Genomic DNA, 25714 nt, shown 5'->3' with positions numbered 1-25714 from the left:
ATCAATATTAAGAGGGGGAAGACTTAAATGAACTCATACAAAACATCTAATGTGTGTGCAAAAGAAGTCAGTTTTGAAATAGTTGACAACAAAATATCTAGCGTAAACTTTGTAGGCGGATGTAATGGTAACCTAAAAGGAATATCTTCACTTATTGAAGGTATGGAAGTTAATGATGCTATGAACAGATTAAGAGGTATTACTTGCGGAACAAAGGAAACTTCATGTCCAGACCAATTATCAAGGGCTTTGGAAGAATACTTAAGTAAAACTGTATAATTATATAGTCGTCTAAATAAAAGCATGAAAAGATATTTATATCATTCATGCTTTTTTCATATTAAAGACCTTTATAACATATTTATCTAATTTACTATACTATAAAAATATAGTATAGTAATAATACTAGCTAATTTATATTTTAAATTTAATATGAGCTTTTATGGACACTTGATTGCTGTAATTTTATTGTTACATGCTTTAGATGCTTATATTATTTTAAAAATTAAGGAAGATTATGCAGAAAGGTGGTAGCAATGGAAGACTTTAATGCACAAAATAATACTTATCCTATAGAAATCAAACTTTCAATTCACGACACTGACAACATACATTATGGTGGAAGTCAGTATTGGTTTCCTAAAAAAAGTCACCAATTAAGTGGTTGTGGACCTGTTGCTGCAGCTAATATAACTGCTTACTTATCCAAGTTAGTTCCAGATAAGTTTAGTACACTTTACCCATATAAGGATAATATAAATAAGCAAGATTTTATAGAACATATGATTGAAATTCGAAAATTTGTAGTTCCAGGAATGTTTGGACTTACTTCTGTAACTCAATTTAGCGATAACATATTAGCTTTTTGCGAAAGCAGAGGCGTATCATTGGTTCCCCATATATTGGACGAACAAGCAAACATGCAAGAGGCTATGGACTTTATCTTAGAAGCCCTTCACCTAAAGCTTCCAGTTGCTATATTAGTGCTTAAACATCCAGTAAAAGAACTAGAAGATTATACTTGGCATTGGATGACAATAACAAATCTACGCTTTCAGCCAAATAATAATAAGTATTATATTTCCGTTTCAACTTATGGAGAATTTCACGAAATCGATTTAGATTTGCTTTGGAATAACAGGAGACCTAAGGACATAATAAGATTAGCATATTTTACTTAAATAAATAATCCATCTAAAAACTGCCCATGATATATTAGCATATCATGAGCAGTTTTTTTATTTATTTTGTATTCAAGTTTTCTATTCATATAATGATACTCTTTACGAAAACTCAAGCTGTTCATGTTTTAAAATAGCACATTTATATTCTATAAAGATGTAACACCTAATAGTTAATGTAGTTTTTCTATATTTTTTATATTAAATGTTGTAATTAAGAATATGTAATTGAAATTTACAAAAACTAAGCATGAAAGTAATTTAATAACTTTTAAAGGAGGAATTTTCATGCCTACTATTAATATGCTCTCCTCTGCTGAAAAAGTAAAAGGCCAAGGAGTGATGTCTGCCTATATTGAACAAGTAAATCTGGTTAAGGAAGGTCTCACAGATAACTATAAAATTAAGGTAAATAATATATTCTTATGTGATATAATGCACTACCATACCATTGATTTTAAATTTTTTTTAAGCATTCCACTAACAAAACTTTTAGGAACAAGTGTAGCCTATGTTCATTTTGTACCAGAAACAATTGAAGAAAGCTTAAAACTCCCTACATTTATAAAAAAAGTTTTTTATAAGTATATGATTTGGTTCTATAGAAGTGTTGATCATTTAGTTGTAGTAAACCCTTATTTTATAGATGTTTTAAAAAGCTATAAAATAGACGAACATAAAGTAACCTATATACCTAACTTTGTATCAGAAGATAATTTTTATAGATATGATATTTCTATGATCAACGCTATAAAGAATAATTATGAAATTCCTTTAGATAAATTTGTAGTTTTAGGAGTTGGTCAAGTTCAAACCAGAAAAGGTGTAATGGATTTTATTGAAGTTGCTAAAACTCTTCCTGATGTACAATTTATATGGGCTGGTGGTTTTTCATTTGGTGCTATCACCGATGGTTATAAAGAATTAAGAAAAGTCATTGAAAATCCACCTTCTAATGTAAAATTTTTAGGTATCATCGAAAGAAGTGAAATGAATGCTATTTATAATATTTGTGATTTAATGTTCTTACCATCATATAACGAGCTTTTCCCTATGTCAATTCTAGAGGCTATGGCATTAAAAACACCTATACTTCTACGAAATTTAGATATATATAAAAATATCTTATTTGATAGTTATCTAAAAGGAAATAGTAATGTAGAATTCGCTGATATAATAAGGTCTATCCAAGATAAGGGTGAAAATTATAAGCTTTGGTGTGATAATTCATCTAAATGCCATGATTTCTATTCTAAAGATTATGTATTACAAAAGTGGAAACAGTTTTATGATGAAATCTATAATAAGAAACTCAGGAGAAAATAAATGAAAAATAAGATATTAAATATAATCGTTGTGATAGTTTCAGCTTGTATTTTTCTATCATTTTTTCTTTTTACTAAAGGTCTTAATACATTAATACGTGAGATAACAAACTTAAGGGCAGGCTGGATTATATTATCAGTACTTATGATGATTATGTTTTTGTTTTTCGAGATGTTGGTATTATACGTAATAATTAAACAATTTTATAAAATTGATAACTTATTCTTCAAATGCTTAAGATTTGAAGTAATTGGTCAATTTTTTGGAGCAATTACTCCTTTTGCTGCTGCTAGTCATCCTGCCCAATTATATGAAATGAATGAAAGCGGAATTCCTGCTGGCACTGGCGTTTCTATTTTGATGACTAAGTTTATGCTACATCAAGTTATAAATATTATTATTTTAGTCTTAGCAATAATATTTAAGTCTAAATATTTCTATTCAAGAGTGCCATATTTTTTATATTTTTGTATATCTGGTCTTGTAGTACATGTAATAATTATGATAATCGCAACATTGTTCTTAATAAGTAAAAAGCTAACTCGAACCATATTAAATTTTTGCTTAAATATACTAAAGAAAATAAAATTAATGAAGAATCCAGAAGAAACTTATAGACAGCTTGAAGTTGAATTAGAAACATTTCATAAAACTGCTTCTATAATTATAAAATATAAAAAATTGTGCATTTATGCATCTATTTTTACATTTCTGCAATGGTTATCATACTTTACCATACCTTATTGCATTTATAGGAGTTTTGGATTTAATTATGTAGATATATTTACAATGATAGCAGCTCAAATTTTCTTAATTAACTTCATGGCAATAATCCCCCTTCCAGGAGCCGAAGGTGGTGCAGAAGGTGGCTTTTACCTTATGTATGGTTTGTTTTTTAAATCAGGTACCATTATCACAGCTATTTTCTTATGGAGATTAATAACATACTACTCTTCAATTGCAATTGGCAGTATATTTACTTTACTACTGCCCAGCAGCAAGCTAAATAAAAAATCAAATAAAAACTAGTATAATGCAACAATTATACTAGTTTTTATTTATAGAATTACACTTTATACAACCTCCTCTATAAAGTGATTCTACTCTATAAATTCTAAGATTGTTTTCAGATATTTATTTAACTTAAAGAATTTATTATATTAAGTTTTATGATTTATCAGTGCACCTAAATCTAGCCCTATTTCTTCACTTCTACTTATTGTTATAACATACTTTTCTAAAACTTTATTTGCAAAGATTTTACTTGAATATTCATTGGCTTTTATTTCAGCATATTTACTCATATTATATCTTAGTGAATCATCTTTTAAAATTATATTAATATATTTTTCAAATTCTAATTCATTCTTATATGTATAACCATTTTTCCCTTGATCAATCACTCCATCTATACAGTGGTCATACTTGCATACTACAGGACATCCACTACTTAATGATTCAAGATAAGTTAATCCTTGAGTTTCGCTAGTTGATGCTGTAACAAATATTTCAGCTATTTTATAGTATTTATACACTTCGTTGGAATTCACCATTCCAGTAAATATAACTTTATCCTCTATATTTTCACTAATTACTTGATTTTTTAAGTTATCTAGATATGGCCCTCCGCCTACAATTAAGAGTTTTAAGTTATTATTCCTCTTTACTACATTAGGCATAAGCGAAATTATTTCACTTATATTCTTTTCCTGTCCAATCCTACCTATATATGCTATAATTCTATCTTCTTTTTTAAGATTAAGCATATCAATAATTTGCTGTTTTTCTTCTGCAGATACTTGCTGTCTAAACTTACTTAAGTCTATTCCCGTTGGAATAACGTAAATCGGCTTATTAATTCCATAGTTCAGTAGTGATCTTTTAGCTTTTTCCGTTGGCGCTATAATACTATCTAAACTATTTAACAACATCTTTATTATCTTAGCAGAAGTATTCTTATTTATAAGTTTTCCACCTAATAAATAACATAGATAATCTTCATACATCGTATGATAAGTATGTATATGTGGAATATCCAATTTATTTGAAATATATTTCGATACCATCATCATAGAAAATTCTGTTTGTGAATGAATAATATCCGGATTCCATCTTATAATTTCACTTACTAATTTATTATGCAAAGGAAATTTAATTCTAGCATCAGGATAAACCCCTACTCCAAAAGATTTAAGATAGTATACATCCCCATGTATTTCTTCATTACCACTATGAGATAGCGTTAAAATCTTAACATTATGCCCCATTTTTTTCAATTCATTATATAAATTGTTCACCGAAGTGATAACACCATTTACCATTGGGAAATACGTATCTGTTGTTATTAAAATCCTCATTAATTTACCCTCCTGTTAATAGAAAGTTATAGTGATCTTTAAAGCTATTAATTTCCTCTAAAAGATTAAACGATTAAATAATTTAATAATTTATAGTATTTCCATTAATTTAAAAAGAAAACTATTCTAATAAATTTAATTTCAATAACCACACATAATATTTCTTAATTACTAGAAACATTGCACTTCTTATTGCAAAAAAACTTCTCTTACTTAAACGCAAATATGAATACAATAATTATCTAAATGCAATAATGCAAAAAGAACACTTGTTCTATTCTCTCTAATTGATTATAATATATTTATTAACATAAAGATGGTGATTATATGGATATAAATGAAAAACTTAGAATCCTAAGTGGTGCAGCAAAATATGATGTATCTTGCTCATCTTCAGGTTCAAATAGATCTTCAAAAAAAGGTGACTTAGGCTCTGTAGCTAGCAGTGGAATATGTCATAGCTTTACTCCTGATGGTAGATGTATTTCTCTGCTCAAGATACTTTTAACCAACTACTGCATTTATGATTGTGCTTACTGCATAAACCGTAGAAGTAACGATGTTGAAAGAGCTGCATTTACTGCAGATGAAGTTGTAGAACTAACGATGAATTTTTACAGAAGAAATTACATAGAAGGATTATTCTTAAGTTCTGCAGTTTTTAAAGATGCCAATTTTACTATGGAGACTTTAACAAGAGTAGTGGAGAAGCTTAGAGTTGAGCATGGCTTTAAAGGGTACATACACCTAAAGGCTATTCCTGGAGCTGATGATGCTCTTATAAAAAAGGCTGGTTCTTTTGCTGACAGAATGAGTGTAAATCTAGAGCTTCCATCTTCACAATCCTTAAAGCTTCTAGCACCAGAAAAAACAAAGGAAACTATTCTTCAGCCAATGAAACTAATTAAAAATAATATCCAAATAAGTAAAACAGAAAATGGATTCTTTAAAAAAGCTCCATTATTTGTTCCTGGTGGACAAAGTACACAACTTATAGTAGGTGCTACGAAAGAAAGTGATTTAAATATACTTAATCTTTCTGAAGGCCTTTATAATAAATATTCTTTAAAAAGAGTTTATTACTCTGCCTATGTTCCAGTAAATACGGGGAATAACCTACCTGAATTAAGAACTCCACCTACTTTAAGAGAACATAGACTTTATCAAGGTGATTGGCTTCTAAGACTTTATGGTTTCAAAGCTGACGAGCTATTATCTGATAGGAATCCTAACTTTGATATAAACTTTGATCCAAAGACTTTTTGGGCTTTAAATAACATCCATCTGTTTCCGATAGAAATTAATAGAGCTCCATATGAAATGCTCATTAGAATTCCTGGGATCGGAATAAGAGGTGCGCAAAAAATAATGAGTGCGAGAAAAATAAATTCGCTTGATTTCCACGACTTAAAGAAACTTGGAGTTGTATTAAAAAGAGCACAATATTTTATAACTTGTAAAGGAAAGTATTTTGGTTCTGTTCCTCTTGACGAGGAAAGGATAAAAAGTGTACTTACTCCTAAATTTGACTTAAATATTATAGAGCAGGAAGGAGAACAATTGAACTTATTTGATCATATTGATAAAAAGTTCTTACTTCCCAAGGATTTTAGTACAATTGATTCAAGTAAAAAGCTTTTACTGCTTAGCGATAAATCTACTTCGTTAACTGGTGAAATATAGGGAGGGCTGTTCCATGAAGGAATTTATCTACGATGGTACCTTCGAAGGTTTACTTACCGCAATATTTTATGCATTTTCTTGTAAGCAGGAATGCACAATTAAAAAAAATATTAACTACACGCCAAGTCTTCTTGCTGAAAATGTAGATGTCATTACTGAGGAAGATAAATATGATAGAGTATATACTTCAATAGAGCGTAAACTTAACTCCGATACACTAGAAAATATATACACTCTATACCTTAGTGAATATAAAGATAGTGAAGATTTGATTGTAGAATATTTAAAATTGTGTTTTACATACGGCATAAAAGTAAATCTAGCAAAAAATAATGATATCATCATGAAAGTAGACAAATACAATCAAAGAGTCTCTTATGAGGCTCATAGATTTAAAGGCTTTGTTAGATTTAAAGAGATAGGTGCTTTAACCTATTACGCTTCTATTGACCCAGACCATAACATACTGCCACTTTTAATAAATCATTTTAGTGCTAGATTTTCAGATCAGAATTTTATAATCCATGATATAAAACGTGAAATAGCTATCTTTTACGATAAAAAAGAAGCAACCATAATCGATTTTTCTAAAGAAGATGGTTTAAAATTAGAAAATCTTAAAGTTGATTCTGACTTTGAAAAGCTTTGGAAAACCTTTTATAACTCAGTTAATATAGAGGAAAGAAAAAATGAAAAACTACGAAGACAACATATGCCTAAAAGATATTGGTCGCATCTCACTGAAGTTAAATAAAATGTGCTATTAGGTATTATTAGTTATAGCATTGAAATTAATGTGTCACTACTCCGATACTCAAATGAGCTTCTCAAAGAATTAATATGATTTTCTCCAATGAAATAGCTAAAACTGTATAACTCACTACGTTCGGACAATACAGTTTTACTTTTTAATAATCAATACATTTTATAAATGTTTCATACCTTAAATTTAATAAAATAAAAAGGCTATTTGATTAAAAGTAAAAAGTAAAAATATATCGCCTGCCAGAATTTCTTCACATACGTTCAGAAAAGGCAGATGCGTAAAAAAATCACTAATAAAGAACAATTAGCGATTTTTTAGAGCCATTCCATCTGGAAAAATCATTTAATTCTAATTGCTCGCTCATATAGCATCTCCTGCATAACCACTTAATTTAAACAATATTCTTAAACATTTACTGATATTAAAACTTAATCTACTAAAAACGAAAAAAACAGCTTTAAGAATGTCATTTAGGGATTCTTTAAAGCTGCTTTTTTATATAGTTTCACTTCATGATCAAATCTTCACTTAATTATAGACATATCAGTTCAAAATAGAACATATTGTTGATAACTCTATTACCACAATTAGTTACTAGAAGTATCTACTAGTTTTATTAGATAGAACTGGATTATCTATTACTCTGAACAGATAAACTAGCATGTCTTTATAGTATTACATTAATAATTTAACAAGGTAATTGCTCACAAAGTAAACTAGTATATTATACAGAGCTATTATAACTCCACTAAGAACCAAATAGCTTATACATTTTTTAAGAGGTTTCTCGTATTTATTTATAGAACTAATTCCCTTATAACAAAAGTATATAGCTACTGTCCAAGGTACTAACCCCTCAATAGACACTATGGGAAAAATTAGACTCAATAATGGTATAATATATAGAAGTTTACTTCTTTTAGTCAGTTTCATTTCTGTATCATTTACGACTTCTTTTTCTAAAATATTATTTTCCACAGTAACCTTCACCTACTTCTTAAAATAATCTGCTCTGATAAGCTTGTCACCTAGATCAATGCTTTCAAGCATTCTGTCCTTTTCACCCGGATAGCTTTCAGTACCTAAGAACTGTCTAGTTGATAAAACGGTATAATTCTTTTTTGTATTTAAAAGATTTCTTCCAAATATCTTATCTTCCATAGCATTAACATCAGCACCAAAAAGATAAGCTAAAGTAGGTAGTGTGTCACATTGACCGCCATAGGTTGATATAGCTTTACCTTTATATCCTTTTGAATATATAATAAGAGGAACTCTTCTATTGTTTTCTTTCCACCAATCACCTTCATACGAAATATTCTTAAGTTCATCATCATAGAACTTATGAACCCCTTCGTGATCACCATAAAAAACTACTACAGTGTTATCCAATACTCCTGATTTATCTAATTCTTCTAGCATTTGTCCAATATACTTATCTGTATATTGGATACTTTGGAAGTAACCTCCGAGCTTTGTACCTTCAAGTTCTTTCGGTAATTTGATTTCTCTATATTTATCTGGTATATCAAATGGAGCATGACTAGTTAAAGTAACTGTATAAGCATAAAATGGAGATTTAAGAGCTTCTATCTTTTTTGGTAGCTGTTTCAAATAACTCTTATCGCTTATACCTAAGTTTATAACTTCATCAACATTATAATTTGTAGAATCAATAGCCTTCTCAAATCCTATAGACTTAAGTGCTGGCATCCAATTCCAATAAGATCCTTTATCAGGATGTGATGCTAATGTATTATATCCTAAACCCTTCATTACGTTAGGTAATGAATATTCATAGGTATTAGTTGGATATCTAAAAAAAGTTGCTCCTTCTCTAACAGGAAATACTGAAGCCTGGGTTATAAGCTCACCATCTGAGCTTGTACCGTTATAAGTCTGTTCATAAAAATTATTGAAGTATATACTGTTTGATAAAATCTTATTTAGAGTTGGTGTGATTTCTTGATTATTTACCTTTTGATTTATAACAAAGTTTTCTAAGGATTCCCATTGTATTACCAATAGATTCTTTCCCTTAAACATTCCCTTATATTCATTGTCAGGAAGATTTTCTTTTTTATCATCAAACCATTTTTGTACATTTTTTTGTTCTGAGCTAGATATAACATATGGCTTACTCTCTACATAAAAATTGTAGGAATCGAATATATGGTACCCTATTGGTGTAAGGTTTGACATAGTTTGATTAGGAGACCAACTTTTCCTAAAAATCATCTGATTAGTAAATCCCTTATTAAAATTATCTATCTTATAATGAGCATAAGTTAAATATAGGGTTGGAACAATTAATAACATCAAAAAAGCAATAACACTTCTCTTATGATACTTTGCCTTTGAACGTCTTCTGATCATAAGTGCTATTTGAATTATCAAATCTATGATGAATATAATATCCACTATTCTTATCATAGAAATTACACTACTACTCAAATTATCTAAGTTTGATGTCATACTGAACATATGTAAACTTAAAAATGAGCTATTGCTTCTAAAATACCATAAGTCCCCAATATACAGAACACTTATTATTGTATTTATTACAAAGAAAGCAATAGTTTGTCCTTTATTTCTAAACAAAAATCCAAAGGATAAAACCAAACAAATAAAACTGAAATAAACAAGGAAAGGCGGCATTGAATAAAAAACTCTCATCGGAACAATCCCATTAGCTTTATCATCTGATATTAATGCAATGAACAACAATGATTTTACTAATATAGCCGCAAAACAATACCAAAAAAAATAGCTTTCCTTTATAGTTAAAGCAGCTTTTTTTATTATTTCTCCTGGTGTTCTTCTTTTAATAGGTCTTTCGTAATTTAACATATAGTAACCTCCAAATTAGGATTGAATCAAGAGTTAGTATTTAATTTTAAATTTTCGTAATTGAACCCTTTAATTATAACATGGTTAAAAATTTTGTCTATGAACAAAATTTTAACAAAATCTTAACCAATTCTTAAATTTTAATTTTAAAAAGTTATATTAAAGTATCGTATAGAAATTAAATGGTTATACATCCAATGCTTTAATGAGCTTACGCAAAGAATTAATATGATTTTCTCATATAGCATCTCCTGTATAGCCATTTAATTTTTACAATATTTTCAATGATTATAAAGAAAAAAAGAAGCACTCTCTTAGAGTACTTCCTTTAAAACTGATCTTATAGTTTTTCTCATATCACCTATCATATATAAGGATCCACAAACAAGTATTAAATCCTCTTTTTGCGAAGAACTAAAGGCCTTAATAAAAGATTCTCTATAATCCTCTACAATTTCTGTCTGTACTCCATTTTTATCAAGTAATTCTTTGATAACAGTAGACGCCTCAGCTCTATAATTATGAGGGGTAGTTACTATGGCAGAGTCAGCTATAGTGCTTATCTTATCTATCATAGCCTCTACTTGTTTGTCAGCTAGTATACCAACTATAACTTTGATCTTATCATAATTAAAATATGTGTTTATACTTTCAACAAGTTTGGTAATTCCATCTATGTTGTGAGCCCCATCAATTACAACTAGAGGGGAAGCATTCATAACTTCCATTCTCCCACTCCAGATTACTTTTGCTAATGCACTTAATACATGCTGCTTCTCTATAGAAACACCAATTTCTTTAAGTACTTCAATAGCCTTTATAGCTACAGTACAATTTAATAATTGGTGTTTACCAAGCAGAGAAAGTTTAATATTATAAGATTCTTCATCTGTTGTAATTAAAATTCTTTGAGAGTTATTTCCTGCTTTTGGTTCTGTAATCACTGCCCATTGATTATTTACCTTATATATCTTAGCATTTCTCTCACTAGCAACTTTTTCTATAACTTTCATAGCCTCATCCACTAATGGATAAACAACTACAGGGATATTTTCTTTTATTATGCCAGCCTTTTCATAAGCTATCTTTTCTAAGATATCTCCTAAAATATTCATATGATCAAAACTTATTGAAGTTATTACAGAAAGTATCGGAGTCACAACATTGGTAGAATCTAACCTTCCACCAAGACCAACCTCTACTACAGCATAATCTACATTTTCATCATAAAAATACTTAAACATAGCTGCTGTTATTATTTCAAATTCTGTGGGGCTATCATAACCAAGTCTAACCACTTCATCCACAGCCACTTTAACATCAGTAACTACTTTTGCTAAATCAGATTTAGGTATATTATTTTTATTAATCTGAATTCTCTCTTCAAATTCCTCGATATATGGGGAAGTGTACATTCCTACCTTATACCCAGCCTCCATGAGGATTGAAGTTATCATTGATGTGGTTGATCCTTTTCCGTTTGTTCCTGCTATATGGATTGCTTTTAACTTTTTATGAGGAGAACCAAGAAGCTCTAAAAGCTTCTCAGTTCTTTCTAAACCATAATTACTTCCAAACTTTGCAGTTTCAGTTATATATTTTATAGCTTCATCATAATTCATAAGAACGCCACCTATTATAATGAACTAATTCTTGCAAGAACTGCTTCTAACATTTCTTTATATTTTTCTCCCTTAGCTCTTTCAGCATCAACAACTTCCTTTGGTGCCTTATTTACAAAGCCAGGATTATTTACTTTCTTTTCAACTCTTAGTATTTCACCTTCAAGCTTAGTCTTTTCTTTGTTAAGTCTGTCTAGCTCCTTTTCTCTATCAACTAGATCAAGTAGAGGCATGAATAATTCTCCACCTTGAACTACAACTGATACAGCATTTTCAGGAACTTCTTGTTTATCTGTAATAAACGCTACTTCTGAAGCAGAAGCTAACTTTTCTATATATGATCTTCCATTTTCAAAAGCTCTTTTACTTTCATCAGCAATATATGCGATAACTTTAGCTTTTCTTGATGGTGGTACATTCATTTCTGCTCTTACATTTCTTAGAGCCTTTATAGCCTCAATTATCAAAGTCATATCTTTTTCTGCTATTTCATCATGAAGATTTTCTTCATATACTGGCCACTTTGATATTGTTATTGATTCATATTCTGCATCTAAGTGAGTGTATATTTCTTCAGTTATAAAAGGCATTACTGGGTGTAAAAGTTGTAATCCAGTTGTAAGTACCTTAAATAATACATTGTATACAACACCCTTTGACTTTTCATCATTACCATATAAAACTGGTTTTGCAAGCTCTATATACCAATCACAAAGTTCAGTCCACATAAAGTCATATATCTTTTGAAGAGCAATACCAAGTTCAAAGTTTTCTATGTTATCAGTTACTTCTTTTACTATGGTATTAAGCTTTGAAAGAATATATTTATCTGCTAAGCTGTATTCAGTGCAATCTTTATACTTATCCATAAGATCTCTATCAAGGTTCATCATAACAAATCTTGAAGCATTCCAGATCTTATTTGCAAAGTTTCTTGCTGATTCAACTTTTTCTGGGAAGAATCTTATATCATTTCCTGGTGCATTACCATTTACAAGCATAAATCTTAAAGCATCTGCACCGTAAGTTTCGATTACATCTAGTGGATCTACACCATTTCCAAGAGATTTACTCATCTTCTTACCTTCAGAATCTCTTATGATTCCGTGGATTAATACATTTTCAAATGGAACTTCTCCCATGTTATGAATACCTGAGAATATCATTCTTGCTACCCAGAAGAATATTATATCGTAACCTGTAACTAAAGTACTTGTTGGATAGAAGTATTTTAAATCATCAGTTTTATCTGGCCATCCAAGTGTTGAGAAAGGCCATAACGCTGATGAGAACCAAGTATCAAGCACGTCTGTTTCTTGATAAAGACTTTCTGAATTACATTTTGAACATGTTGTTGGAGTTCCTTCAGAAACTATTATCTCACCACAATCCTTACAGTACCAAACTGGAATTCTATGTCCCCACCATAACTGTCTTGATATACACCAATCTTGAATGTTTTCCATCCAGTTAAAGTATGTCTTTTCAAATCTTTCAGGTATGAACTTTGTCTTCTTTTCCTTTACAGCATCTACCGCTGGCTTTGCTAAAGATTCCATCTTAACATACCATTGTTTTGATATTATTGGTTCTATAACTGTGCTACATCTATCATGAGTTCCTACATTGTGGGTATGAGGCTTAATTTTTACTAAAAGACCTTGTTCATCTAAGTCTTTAACCATTTGATTTCTAGCATCATATCTATCTAAACCTTGGTATTTACCACCTAATTCATTTATAGTACCTTTATCATCCATAACTCTTATTTGTGGAAGGTTATGTCTCTTTCCTACTTCATAGTCGTTAGGATCATGTGCTGGAGTTATCTTAACTGCTCCAGTTCCAAACTCTATATCAACATAGTCATCTGCTACTACTGGTATTTCTCTTCCTACCAATGGTAATATTAAAGTTTTTCCTATTAAATGCTTAAATCTTTCATCATTAGGATTTACTGCAACAGCTGTATCTCCTAGTAGTGTTTCTGGTCTTGTAGTGGCAATTTCTAAAAATTCATTTGAATCTTTAACTGGGTATTTAATGTGCCAGAAGTTTCCTTCTTGCTCTTCATATTCTATTTCAGCATCAGATAATGCAGTTTGACATTTTGGACACCAGTTAGTTATTCTATTACCTTGATATATAAGACCTTCGTTATGTAACTTTACGAATACATGCTTTACAGCTTTATTTAGATTTTCATCCATTGTAAAAGCTTCTCTTGTAAAGTCAGCAGAACATCCCATCTTCTTAAGCTGAGTTCTTATTCTTTCTCTGTATTCGTCAGTCCACTCCCAAACTTTTTCAAGGAAAGCTTCTCTTCCCATTTCCTTTTTCTTAAGGCCTTGCTTTAATAATTCATTCTCTACTTTAACTTCAGTAGCTATACTTGCATGGTCTTCTCCTGGAAGCCACAAGGTACTAAAGCCTTGCATTCTCTTAAATCTTATAAGCATATCTTGAAGAGTATTATCAAGCGCATGGCCTAAGTGAAGCTTACCTGTTATATTTGGTGGCGGCATTATTATTGTATATGGCTTTTTATTTTTATCAACTTCAGGTGTAAAGTATTTCTTTTCCTCCCAAGTCTTATATAGTCTTTCTTCAAATTCTTTTGGATTATAGGTAGTTGAAATATTTTTTTCTTCTAGCATCTAAGTTCCTCCTTAATTTCCCGGTAAATAATTTTTCTAAATGTGTTTTTCCTAAAGATTTATCGCCTGATATGGACTTCCACATTTAAGTTTTAATATATACATGTTTCTTAACAGTTATATAGTTGTGATGAATCTCACAGGCGAATACTATTTTTTATTGCTGTTATAGAAATCAGCAAAATAAATAAAACATTTTATCACTAAAAGCTTATAATTTCTATAACTTTTGAACAATAAAAAAAGAGCCTTCATCCATAAAAGGACGAAGACTCGCGGTACCACCTTTTTTCTCTCAACCTAAGTTAAGAGCTCTTTAACCTTTAACGATATCGCTACCGTCTCTACCTACTTTAGGAATTATATGCAAGCTACCAAAATTGTTTATATCTACTACAGTACATATAAAACTATAACCTAGCATTTATTTAATTCCCCTTATTCAGCAGAGAAGCTCAAAAGCTACCTTCAAAGCACACCATATGAAAAACCTTACAGCCTACGGATTTTTCTCTCTTATTATGTTCTATGCCTTTACTCCTCTTTTTCAAAGCTTTTACATATAGTTATGTTTATATTATTATTGAAATTAAATTGTTCTACAGTATATTACATGAACTATTAGCTGTAGCGACCCATTAATTTAGACACAATACTAAACAATAACGTTTCATATAAATTATAGTAATATTATATTACAACATCAAATTTTGTCAACTATTGAGATATTATTTTTTACTTGTTGCAACTTCTTCAAAGGCTTCTTTCTTTATTTCTTCATTTTCTTTAAGATTTTTAAAAGCTACAGAAAGCATTAATTTAATTCTGTTTAACTGATTAACTTCTGAAGCACCTGGGTCATAATCTATCGCAGTTATATTTGACATAGGGTACTTATGTCTTATAGCCTTTATCATACCTTTACCTGTAACGTGGTTTGGCAGGCAAGCAAATGGTTGCATACAGATTACATTATTAACTCCACTCTCTATAAGTTCAAGCATTTCAGCTGTTAGGAACCATCCTTCTCCTGTTTGATGTCCAAGAGATAATATTGTTGATGCAAGTTCTCCTAATTCTTTAATATGCTTTGGAGGAGAAAATCTCTTACTTCTTAAAAGTTCTTCCTTCATCGTGTTTCTATATCTCTCCATAAACCATATAGCTGCATTAGATATTTCTCTTCCCATCTTACCAAAGGATAAGTACTTAGACTTAAAGTCTTGATCATAAGCTGAGTAGAAGAAGAAATCAAGTAAATCAGGTACAACAGCTTCAGCTCCTTCTTCTTCAAGAAGATTAACTACATCATTGTTTGCTGTTGGATGGAATTTAACAAGAATTTCTCCAACAACTCCTACCTTAGGCTTAACTACATCAGTTATTTCTAAATTATCAAATTCACTTATTATATTCTTAACATTGTTCTTAAATAATCTATGTCCACCTTTTATAACATTTTCCTTAGCTAGATTATTCCACTTCTCATATAAAGCATTAGCCGACCCCTTAACTTTTTCATATGGTCTAACTTTATATAGTACTCTCATTAAAAGATCACCGTAAACTAATGCCATAAGTGCTTTATCTAGAAGCTTTGGAGTTATCTTAAAGCCAGGCTGTGGTTCTAATCCTACTGCATTTAGAGATATTACAGGAATTCCTTGATAACCGGCTTCTCTTAATGCTTTCTTTAAGAAACCAACATAGTTAGTTGCTCTACATCCACCACCAGTTTGAGTTATTATAACTGAAGTATTGTTTGGATCATATTTTCCAGATTTAAGAGCATGGATCATCTGACCTACAACTATTATTGATGGATAACAAGCATCATTATTTACAAACTTTAATCCTTCTTCAACAGCTTGTTTATCTGTAGAAGGAAGTACTTCCATATTATATCCACTAGCTTTGAAAGCTTCTTGCACTATTTCAAAATGTATTGGTGACATTTGTGGAGCTAAAATTGTATGAGTTTTTCTCATTTCTTTAGTGAAAGGAACTGTATGATAGCTCGTATCCTCTTTGTGTGGAACATACCCATTTCTTTCTCTTTCCTCTAAAGCCGCTTTTAAAGATCTTATTCTTATCTTAATAGCTCCTAAATTATTTCCTTCATCTATCTTTAATACTGTATATATCTTACCGTCACTTGCCAAAATCTCTTGAACTTGGTCAGTGGTTACAGCATCTAGTCCACAGCCAAAAGAATTAAGTTGGATTAATTCAAGATTTTCTTGAGTAGCTACAAAGCTTGCTGCTGAATATAGTCTTGAATGATAAACCCACTGATCTACAACCCTAAGAGGTCTTTGAACTTTTCCTAGATGACTTACACTATCTTCAGTAAGTACAGCCATTCCAAAGCTTGTAATAACATCCGGTATACCGTGATTTATTTCAGGGTCTATGTGGTATGGCCTACCAGCAAGTACTATTCCTTTCTTACCAGTCTTCTGTAAGTATTCTAGTACTTCTTCACCCTTGGCTTGAATATCTCTCTTATACTGCTCTCTTTCTTCCCAAGCAGCATCGATAGCTTCTTTTGCTTCAGCAGCTGTTACTCCAAAACTCTTAAATTCGTCCTCAATTCTCTTATAAAGTCTTTCTTTATTGTTCAGTGAGAAGAAAGGATTCATATAGTTTATATCTTTTTCCTTAATAACGTCCATATTGTTTTTTATAACTTCTGGATATGAAGTAACTATAGGACAATTATAATTGTTGTTAGCTTCTTTAAACTCTTTTTGTTCAAAGGCAACACTTGGATAGAATATATTCTTTATTCCTCTTTCTATTAATGACTCTATATGTCCATGAACTATCTTAGCTGGATAACAAGCTGATTCTGAAGGTATTGATTCTATACCCATCTCATAAATTTTCTTTGATGAAATTGGTGATAGCTCAACCCTAAATCCAAGCTTTGTGAGCATCGTAAACCAAAACGGATAATTTTCGTAGAAATTTAGTACCCTAGGAACTCCTATAGTACCTCTCTTTGCTTCATCCTTCTTAAGTGGTCTGTAGCTAAAGGTTCTCTTAAGTTTATAATCATATAAGTTTGGTATATCATTCTTCTTTCTATCTTTCCCTAATGGTCTTTCACATCTATTACCTGATATGTATTCTTCATCAGTAGAGAACTTATTGATAGTTAAAAGACAGTTATTTCCACAAAGTCCACATCTTCTTAAGTCGGTGTCTATAGTAAAACTTTCTAATTGTTCTTTTTCAAGAAGTGTTGTTTTTCTTCCTTCTTCTAATCTTTCCTTAGCTATTATAGCAGCTCCAAAAGCTCCCATAAGACCAGCTATATCAGGTCTTACAGCTTCTCTTTCTGATAGAAGCTCAAAACCTCTAAGTACTGCGTCATTATAGAAAGTACCACCTTGAACAATTATTTTCTTTCCTAATTCCTTAGGATCTCTTATCTTTATAACTTTGAAAACCGCATTTTTAATTACTGAATAAGAAAGTCCAGCAGATATATCTCCAACTAAAGCACCTTCTTTTTGTGCTTGTTTAACCCTTGAGTTCATAAATACTGTACATCTTGAACCAAGATCTACAGGCTGTTCAGATAAAACAGCTTCCTTAGCAAAATCAGCTATTTCCATATTTAAGGAGTTAGCAAAAGTTTCTATAAAAGATCCACAACCTGAAGAACAAGCTTCATTAAGCAGGATACTATCTATTACCCCGTTCTTTATCTTAAAACATTTCATATCCTGTCCACCAATGTCTAATATAAAATCAACACCTGGTAAGAAATGTTCTGCAGCCTTATAGTGAGCTATTGTTTCTATTTCACCTATATCAATATGAAGAGCTGCCTTAATTAGGCTTTCTCCATAGCCTGTAACAGTAGAGTTCGCAATCTCAACATCTGCTGGAAGCTTTGAATACAGTTCATTTAATATACCTATAACTCTATTTAAAGGACTTCCTTGATTACTTCCGTAATATGAATAAAGTATCTCATTATCTTCACTAATCAATACCACTTTAGTAGTTGTTGATCCCGCATCAATTCCTAGATAAGCCTTACCAGAGTAACTATCCAAATCTCTTCTCTTTGCTGTAGCCTTATCATGTCTTGCTTTAAACTCATCATAATCTTTTTTATCTGCAAAAAGTGGTGCTAATCTTTCTATTTCAGTAGATTGCATAGTCTTGATTTCACTAACCTTTTCTAACAATCTTTTATAAGATATTAGCTTATCTTCCTTAGATGATAAAGCTGCTCCCATAGCAACGAATAACTGCGAATTTTCAGGGAATATTATCTGTTCTTCAGTTAGATTTAAAGTTTCTATAAATCTTTGTCTAAGCTCTGATAAAAAGTACAAGGGGCCTCCTAAGAATGCCACCTTTCCTCTTATTGGTTTTCCACAAGCAAGTCCACTAATAGTTTGAGTAACTACCGCCTGGAAAATTGAAGCTGCTATGTCTTCTTTTCTAGCACCTTCATTCAATAATGGTTGTACATCTGTTTTTGCAAAAACTCCACATCTTGCTGCTATTGGATATATAACAGAGTGATGTTTGGCCATATCATTTAAACCGCTTGCATCAGTTTTAAGCAGTGATGCCATTTGATCTATAAAAGCACCTGTTCCACCAGCACAACTTCCATTCATTCTCTGTTCCAAATTACCATCAAAATATGTTATCTTAGCATCTTCTCCACCAAGCTCAATTACAACATCTGTCTCTGGAATGTAGCTTTCTACAGTTTTAGTACATGCAATTACTTCTTGTATAAAAGTTATATCAAGCCATTTGGAAACTGAAAGTCCACCAGAACCGGTTACATTTACAGTAACGTCGACATCTTTTACATGCTTATAGCCATCTCTTATAAGTGCTATTATAGTACTTCTTATATCTGAAAAATGCCTCTTATACTTGCTATAGACTATGTTATCTCTGTTATCAAGCAACACCATCTTAACAGTTGTAGAACCAACATCAAGTCCCATATGAAACTTTGTCATATTCTCATCTCCAAACTAATAATAATAAGTAAATATAAATAATATCATTATTATATTATAAAATATTTTTGTTAATTATGTAAGTAATATTTTTTTACATGAATATTCTTATATCCTATGTCAATAATTATTAAAGAGAATAATTACATTTGTTGTAAAAGTATTGGAGGATTTTTATGAGTAGTTTTGTTAAAGGCAATGAACTTTATAACAATAAAAATTATGGGGAAGCCCTCTCCTATTATATCAAAGCTATAGAAGAAAAGGACAACGAGCCTTATTCCTACTATAATGCAAGTGTTTGTTATATTAAACTCAAGGATTTCTCAAGGGCAATCGATATGCTTAGTAAAGCCATTGATTTAAATTTAGATGCAAAATATTTTTTTAACTTAGCTTATTGTTATTCTATGATTAATAGTCCTCAAAAAGCACTACGTTATTTCAATATGGCTTGGGCACTAGATAACAGCGACAAGGATTGTGAAAAAGCAATTAATTTAATTGTTAATAAATACAAAAAAGCACCTTAAAGTTAGGTGCTTTTTACCATTCTCCTGCAATCTTCTCTATTTTATGATCATTATAAAATCTTTTAGAATCAAAATAATTTCCAGCTTTATAGAAAGTAGTATCTACTGTAATCCAGCGATTTTCTTCTTTTATATAAACTTCATTCCAAGCATGATTTACCCATTGTTCCCCATTATATCCTTGACCTATAACTAATCTAACTTTAAGATTAGCAGCTCTTGCCATTGCAACATAAAGACATGAGTAATCAAAGCAAATCCCTGTCCTTGTTTCATAAGTAGGTATAGCTCCGGACTGTACTCTAAAGTTATTGCTAAGTATTTCATTAGCTTTATTATCATCATATTCTATATTTGTACCAATCCAAGCATACAAAGACTTGGCTTTCTCTTTGTCACTGCTTTTAAATCTAGTAAGTTTTAAGGCCTCCTGATTTATTGTTTCATTTGATTTAATGCCCTGCTCTAATGTTACACCATTATAATAAACTACTTCTCTTGCATTTGTGCTCTTACTACTATTTTTACTATTTTGATTTTCATCAACTCTTACTACCTTTATTTTAAGAGAGTCATTTAAAACTCTTGGTATTTCTTTCACTATAGGAGAAGTTGTAATCGGGTTAATTACATTCTTGCTTATAGTCTTGTATATAGCGCTTCCGTTAATTGATTTTTTTACTTCACTAGGAAAGTTAAGGTAGTTGATAAAATTCAAAGATATACAAATAACTATTAAAAAAATAATAGCTCTTGGTAATGCAAATATAGCTCCTATAAATCCCCTAAATACGTTTCCTTTTTTCTGAGAATACCTATTTAAAATATCTATAAATGGTTGTACAGTGAGCTTATTAAATATCCTTATTATAATAAATATTATATTATATACTAAATAAATTATAAGCAAAAACACAGCATAATAACTTATCTGCCTATATCCATTTAATATATTATCCAAGTAATCTGATAAGCTACTTAAATAATCTACTATTTTAGGTAATAATTCTTGTTTAGAACAATAAACTACAGCAAGAACTATTGATAAAAATAGAGCAATACTTTTTTCTATATCAAGAATTTCTTCCATAGCATCTTCTGAACTAAATTTGTTCACGAAACCTGCTATTATAGGTATCATAAACACAACTATAAGTATAAGATTTGTAGTATTAAAATTCATAATCATCTACTCCATAAATTGATCACTTTTTATTACTTGCTTTATCAATCTATTAATCATTTCAAAATCATATCCCTTTGATGCCATAAACCTAAATAGTTTTTGAGATATTTTTAATGTATCTGATTCTCTCTTTATTAAAGAATCGTACTTTTTCTTGCATAGTGAATAGGCACCTTCTTCTTCTCTTTTTGTATCTATATTATTTATTTTATCCTTCAATAGTTCCTCTGAAACACCTTTTCTTAATAAACTATAATAAATTTTATTCTTTCCCTGATTTCCAATCTTATCTTTTAAATACATTTCAGTATATAATTTATCATCTAAAAAATTATACTCTTTTAAGAAATCTAATGTTCTTTTAATCAAGTTTTCTGGAAAAGCTTTTGCTATAAGTTTATCTCTTATCTCTTTCTCAGTTTTATAATTTCTTTCAATTGTCCTTAATGCAGCATTTTTACATTTAATAAAATCTTCTTCTTCGATTATTGTTTTGATTTTCTCTACATCAACTTTTTCATCTTTTCTAAGTCCATATCTATAGATTAATTCTGCATCACAGCCGAAAGAAAATTCTTCATCAATAAATACATTTACTCTCTTAGGATTCTTTTTTTGCACTTCTATATTAGTGATTTTGCTCATCTATATCCTCTGCTTCCTTATCTGCGTCTGATCTTAAAATATGAATTGTAGGGTTATTGAAAACCTTTCTTGCAATATCATATAAATCTACATTTTCTATATGGTTAAGTCTTTCCATATCATGTATAAACTCATCTATTGGTTCTTCTTCAAGAATTTGATTAAGCACATAATTAGAGAGTTCTGAACTATCATCAAGAGTAGATACCACTGCAGTTTTGTGCACCTTTTTCATGAGCTCAATTGTACTCTTTGGAAACGGAATTTCCTCTGTTTTTATCTTTTCTATACAGTCATTTATAGCATTAAGAGCTTCCTCTATATTCTCATCCTCAACTGAAGTAAATATATATAGAGTTCTAATATCATTTCCTAAGTCTAAATTAGTATATATATCATATGCGAGGCCTCTTTCCTCCCTAAGCTCTCTAAAAAGTATAGAATTAGCACTCTCACCAAATTTGTGATTAAGAATCTTTAGTGCTAATTCTTCATCCTTATCTATATTGTCTAAAGTATACAAATAAGTTATTGTACTTAACTCTATATCCCTTTTATACGTAGTTACTGTAACTTCCTTATTTTTTTCAAGTTCTATCTCATCTCTATGACTTAAAGTGCCATTCCATGCACCAAAGAATTTAGAAATAAGTGATATAGCCTCTCCATGATCATAAGATGAAACAATTGTTATTGTAGTATTATCTGGGGTGTAGAATTTCTTATAAAAACTCAGTAAATCACCTTTAGTAAACCTACTTACACTTTCTTCATCTCCACTTATCTCATATCTTAAAGGACTATACTCAAAAGCAATTTCATTGATTCTCTTGAAACTCAAATCTTCTATATCATCTTTACTGGTTTTTATTTCAGCTAAAATGACCCCTCTTTCCTTTTCCAGTTCATTTTTATCAAAGGTTGATTCTATAACCATATCTCCAAGCAGTTCTATTGCTTTCTCAATCTCCTCCTGAAGACAAGTCACACTATAGACAGTGGAACAAAAATCAGTGTATGCATTATATTCTCCACCTAAAAACTCCAACTCGTCATTCAAAGTTTTATTATCTCTTGTCTTAGTTCCTTTAAACAACATATGCTCAATAAAATGAGCTACCCCTTTTTCATTAACTCCCTCATTTAATGAGCCAGCCTTAACCCCTACATTTATAGAAGCAAGTTGTGTATCTTTTTTTATTGTTATCACATTAAGCCCATTACTAAGCTTTGTAGCCTTACTATCTAAATTCAATTTATACATTAAAAATCTCCATTTCTTATTACGCTCAAGTTTATATTTAAGTATACATGTACCTATTTCCAGCAAATTTGAATTTTCAAAATCTATTTTGTAATTCTAAAAAAATTATAAAATTTATTTTCTATTTAAGTGGTACAAATTTATACAGTTCAAAATACAACTTTCAATCTATACATGCCCAAAACTACATTAAATCGATATTCTTAAACAAGTATATTTTAAGGATTGCCTCAAGAACTCTTTATCTATACATTTTATAATAATATCAATATAAACTCAATTATAATATTATTTGAATAATTATATTCGTTGTCTATATATTGACACATTTCTTAGGTATAATGAAATTGTAAAAGTTTCAAGGAGGTTTAATTATGGGTTTAACATTACTTATTGTCGAAGATGAAATAAGAATCCGATTTCTTTTAAGGGACTATTTCCTAAAAGAAAACTTTAAAATATTTGAAGCAAAGAACGGTAAAGAAGCATTGAACATATATTCTGAAGAAAAAATTGATTTAGTGATACTAGATATAATGATGCCAGAACTTAATGGGTTTGAAGTATGCAAAAAAATACGAGAAGTTTCTACAACTCCTATAATAATGCTTACAGCTCGAAGTGAAGAAGATGATAAATTATTAGGATACGAGCTTGGTGCAGATGATTATGTAACCAAACCTTTTAGTCCAAAGGTTTTAGTAGCCAAAACAAAAGCACTTTTAAAAAGAACTAGCAATAAAACCGATACTAACATAATGGACTACGATGGTCTTAAGATAAATAAAATTTCCCATGAGGTTATGGTATACGATAAAACTATAAACCTATCACCAAAAGAATTTGATCTATTGATTTATTTAGTTTCCAATGAAGGTATTGCTCTGACAAGAGATCAGATATTAGATAGTGTATGGGGAATTGATTATTATGGCGATCTAAGAACTGTAGATACGAATATTAAAAGATTAAGAGAAAAACTTTTGGATAAATCTGAATTCATAACTACTGTTAGAGGAAGTGGTTATAAGTTTGAGGTGAAAGAATGAAGCAAAGTATATCAAAGAGAATTTTCGTAATCACCTTTGGTCTAATAATAGCTTTAATGGTTGCTGCTGCTTTGTTTCAGATGTTTTTCTTTGAGCGCTTTTATACTGATAAAAAAACGAATCTACTGGTAGCTAGTGTAGAAAGCTTTAAAGATTCATACTCAGGTACCACTAATAGAAACGCAATAATCAGTGGATTAAACAATTTACAGTATAGTGCTAGTGCTCAGGCAGGTATTTATTCATCAAATGGTCTTCCTATGTTTGGTTCAGATCAAAGTTTAGATGTAACAAGTAGTATTTTTAATTCGCTTATTAGCCCAGACAATATTTCTGATATTTTTAGTTCAGGAAAAACTCTAAGCCAAGTTTATGACGATAAAAAGCACAATATAAAACATATAGTAGTCATAACGCCTATGTCTATTAATACGAAAAATGATTCAATATTAATAACAGTTTATTCTTTCCAAAGCATTAAAGAAGCATCTTCAATAATAGGACAGTTTTATAAATATATATTTGTTGCATTGATTTTTATAGGCCTTATACTGTCTTTTATATACTCAGATTTAATATCAAAACCATTAAAAAGGCTTAATAAGGTTGCTCGTAAGATGTCTTCTATGGACTTTACTGAGCAATGTATCTCAGATAGGGAAGATGAGATAGGTGAACTTGCTAAAACACTTAACTTTTTATCAGAAAATTTATCTACAGCTTTAACTGACTTGAGAACAAAAAATCAAAAATTGCAGGCTGATATAGAAAAAGAGCGTAAGCTTGAAAAGATACGTAAAGAGTTTATTGCAGGAGTTTCACATGAATTGAAGACTCCTATAGGAATTATCGAAGGATATGCCGAAGGGCTAAAGGATAATATTGTTGATGGTGAAGCTAAGGATATATACCTAGACATAATAATTGATGAATCTAATAAAATGAATAAGTTAGTTATGGATATGCTTGAACTTTCAAGACTTGAATCAGATAGTAATAAACTTCAAATAAACTCTTTTGATATAGTATCACTTACTAACGAAATACTTTTTAAATACTCACACAGTTTTGCAGAAAAAAACTTAAAAATAAACAAATCTTATTCAGATGAAAATATTATCATGGTGGTTGGGGATGAATTTAAAATTGAGGGTGTTATAACTAACTTTATAACTAATGCTATAAAGTACACTAATGAAAATGAAAGTATAAACATATTTATAGGTGTTGATAACACAAAAGCTTTATTCTCCATAGAAAACACCGGAGCATTCTTGCAAAAGGATGATTTAGAAAAGGTTTGGGTTCAATTTTATAGAGTTGATAAGGCGAGAAGCCGTTCTGAAGGAAGTAGTGGCCTTGGCCTTGCGATTGTTAAGCAGATACTTACACAACATAACAGTACCTTCGGAGTAAGAAACACCTCAAATGGAGTTGAATTTTTCTTTGACTTAAGTTTAGACAATAGTAACATAACTCATACTTAACAAAACATCGATACTTTATAGATATGAAGCCATACATATTATGAGATACCTTTTCTCATTTATGTATGGCTTTTATATATAGATGTACCAATAATCTATTTAACT

The 25714-nt window shown here is 30.2% G+C and carries 18 protein-coding genes and 1 other annotated feature; of the genes, 9 read left to right on the top strand and 9 right to left on the bottom strand.

Annotated elements, in window-relative coordinates; all coding sequences use genetic code 11:
- The first annotated feature begins 27 nt into the window (after window positions 1–27).
- From OCU55_RS03510 to OCU55_RS03495, 4 genes are all read left to right on the top strand, one after another.
- Complete coding sequence (locus OCU55_RS03510) at window positions 28–279, top strand: TIGR03905 family TSCPD domain-containing protein (RefSeq protein ID WP_261850926.1); 252 nt, start codon at window positions 28–30, stop codon at window positions 277–279.
- 257 nt (window positions 280–536) lie between these two features.
- A complete protein-coding gene (locus tag OCU55_RS03505) occupies window positions 537–1181 on the top strand; it encodes a hypothetical protein (RefSeq protein ID WP_261850925.1) in 645 nt (214 codons plus the stop codon).
- 288 nt (window positions 1182–1469) lie between these two features.
- Complete coding sequence (locus tag OCU55_RS03500; protein ID WP_261850924.1) at window positions 1470–2507, top strand: glycosyltransferase family 4 protein; 1038 nt, start codon at window positions 1470–1472, stop codon at window positions 2505–2507.
- On the top strand, window positions 2508–3536 hold the full coding sequence (locus tag OCU55_RS03495) for a lysylphosphatidylglycerol synthase transmembrane domain-containing protein (RefSeq protein ID WP_261850923.1): 1029 nt from the start codon (window positions 2508–2510) through the stop codon (window positions 3534–3536).
- A gap of 131 nt (window positions 3537–3667) precedes the next feature.
- Here the strand turns inward: OCU55_RS03495 and OCU55_RS03490 are convergent, their stop codons facing one another.
- Window positions 3668–4864: a glycosyltransferase family 4 protein gene (locus OCU55_RS03490; protein WP_261850922.1), complete on the bottom strand. Its 1197-nt coding sequence runs from the start codon at window positions 4862–4864 to the stop codon at window positions 3668–3670.
- Between the two features lie 327 nt (window positions 4865–5191).
- Between OCU55_RS03490 and OCU55_RS03485 the strand changes: the two genes are divergently transcribed.
- Entirely contained in the window at window positions 5192–6547 is a 1356-nt protein-coding gene (locus OCU55_RS03485) for a putative DNA modification/repair radical SAM protein (protein ID WP_261850921.1), read from the top strand.
- Window positions 6548–6560: 13 nt separating this feature from the next.
- Complete coding sequence (locus OCU55_RS03480; protein WP_261850920.1) at window positions 6561–7301, top strand: TIGR03915 family putative DNA repair protein; 741 nt, start codon at window positions 6561–6563, stop codon at window positions 7299–7301.
- Window positions 7302–7988: 687 nt separating this feature from the next.
- On the opposite strand, the gene OCU55_RS03475 is transcribed toward OCU55_RS03480, so the two are convergent.
- The 5 genes from OCU55_RS03475 to OCU55_RS03455 form a co-directional block, all read right to left on the bottom strand.
- Window positions 7989–8291 carry a hypothetical protein gene (locus tag OCU55_RS03475; RefSeq protein WP_261850919.1) on the bottom strand — a complete coding sequence of 101 codons (303 nt, stop codon included), beginning with the start codon at window positions 8289–8291 and terminating at the stop codon, window positions 7989–7991.
- Window positions 8292–8303: 12 nt separating this feature from the next.
- The gene (locus OCU55_RS03470) at window positions 8304–10163 is read right to left on the bottom strand and encodes an LTA synthase family protein (RefSeq protein ID WP_261850918.1); all 1860 of its coding nucleotides are present in this window, start codon (window positions 10161–10163) and stop codon (window positions 8304–8306) included.
- A 314-nt stretch (window positions 10164–10477) separates the two neighbouring features.
- Window positions 10478–11785 (bottom strand): bifunctional folylpolyglutamate synthase/dihydrofolate synthase, encoded by a 1308-nt coding sequence (locus OCU55_RS03465; protein ID WP_261850917.1) that lies wholly within the window; start codon window positions 11783–11785, stop codon window positions 10478–10480.
- A 14-nt stretch (window positions 11786–11799) separates the two neighbouring features.
- Complete coding sequence (locus OCU55_RS03460; protein ID WP_261850916.1) at window positions 11800–14442, bottom strand: valine--tRNA ligase; 2643 nt, start codon at window positions 14440–14442, stop codon at window positions 11800–11802.
- Window positions 14443–14700: 258 nt separating this feature from the next.
- Window positions 14701–15002 (bottom strand) — a binding site (T-box leader).
- A gap of 168 nt (window positions 15003–15170) precedes the next feature.
- Window positions 15171–19445, bottom strand: a complete 4275-nt coding sequence (locus OCU55_RS03455; RefSeq protein ID WP_261850915.1) for a 2-hydroxyacyl-CoA dehydratase — start codon at window positions 19443–19445, stop codon at window positions 15171–15173.
- Window positions 19446–19621: 176 nt separating this feature from the next.
- On the opposite strand from OCU55_RS03455, the gene OCU55_RS03450 reads away from it, so the two are divergent.
- Window positions 19622–19978: a tetratricopeptide repeat protein gene (locus OCU55_RS03450; protein WP_206868601.1), complete on the top strand. Its 357-nt coding sequence runs from the start codon at window positions 19622–19624 to the stop codon at window positions 19976–19978.
- A gap of 13 nt (window positions 19979–19991) precedes the next feature.
- Here OCU55_RS03450 and OCU55_RS03445 read toward each other — a convergent pair whose 3' ends face one another.
- Genes OCU55_RS03445 through OCU55_RS03435 form a run of 3 tightly spaced genes read right to left on the bottom strand, consistent with a single transcriptional unit; the run spans window position 19992 to window position 23073 of the window.
- Window positions 19992–21161 carry a transglutaminase-like domain-containing protein gene (locus OCU55_RS03445; RefSeq protein ID WP_261850914.1) on the bottom strand — a complete coding sequence of 390 codons (1170 nt, stop codon included), beginning with the start codon at window positions 21159–21161 and terminating at the stop codon, window positions 19992–19994.
- Between the two features lie 6 nt (window positions 21162–21167).
- Complete coding sequence (gene recX / locus OCU55_RS03440; protein WP_261850913.1) at window positions 21168–21809, bottom strand: recombination regulator RecX; 642 nt, start codon at window positions 21807–21809, stop codon at window positions 21168–21170.
- The gene (locus OCU55_RS03435) at window positions 21793–23073 is read right to left on the bottom strand and encodes a M16 family metallopeptidase (protein ID WP_261850912.1); all 1281 of its coding nucleotides are present in this window, start codon (window positions 23071–23073) and stop codon (window positions 21793–21795) included. The genes recX and OCU55_RS03435 overlap by 17 nt, the downstream gene beginning before the upstream one ends.
- Before the next feature lie 374 nt (window positions 23074–23447).
- Here OCU55_RS03435 and OCU55_RS03430 point away from each other — a divergent pair, with 374 nt between their 5' ends.
- Together OCU55_RS03430 and OCU55_RS03425 are read left to right on the top strand one after the other, a co-directional pair.
- A complete protein-coding gene (locus OCU55_RS03430; protein WP_261850911.1) occupies window positions 23448–24122 on the top strand; it encodes a response regulator in 675 nt (224 codons plus the stop codon).
- Window positions 24119–25609 carry a sensor histidine kinase gene (locus OCU55_RS03425; RefSeq protein ID WP_261850910.1) on the top strand — a complete coding sequence of 497 codons (1491 nt, stop codon included), beginning with the start codon at window positions 24119–24121 and terminating at the stop codon, window positions 25607–25609. The genes OCU55_RS03430 and OCU55_RS03425 overlap by 4 nt, the downstream gene beginning before the upstream one ends.
- The last annotated feature ends 105 nt before the right edge of the window (window positions 25610–25714 follow it).

Source organism: Clostridium folliculivorans, assembly GCF_024341905.1.
Lineage (GTDB): Bacteria > Bacillota > Clostridia > Clostridiales > Clostridiaceae > Clostridium_AR > Clostridium_AR folliculivorans.
Note: the sequence above shows the minus strand (reverse complement) of the source record. Positions and strands in the feature narration are given on the sequence as shown.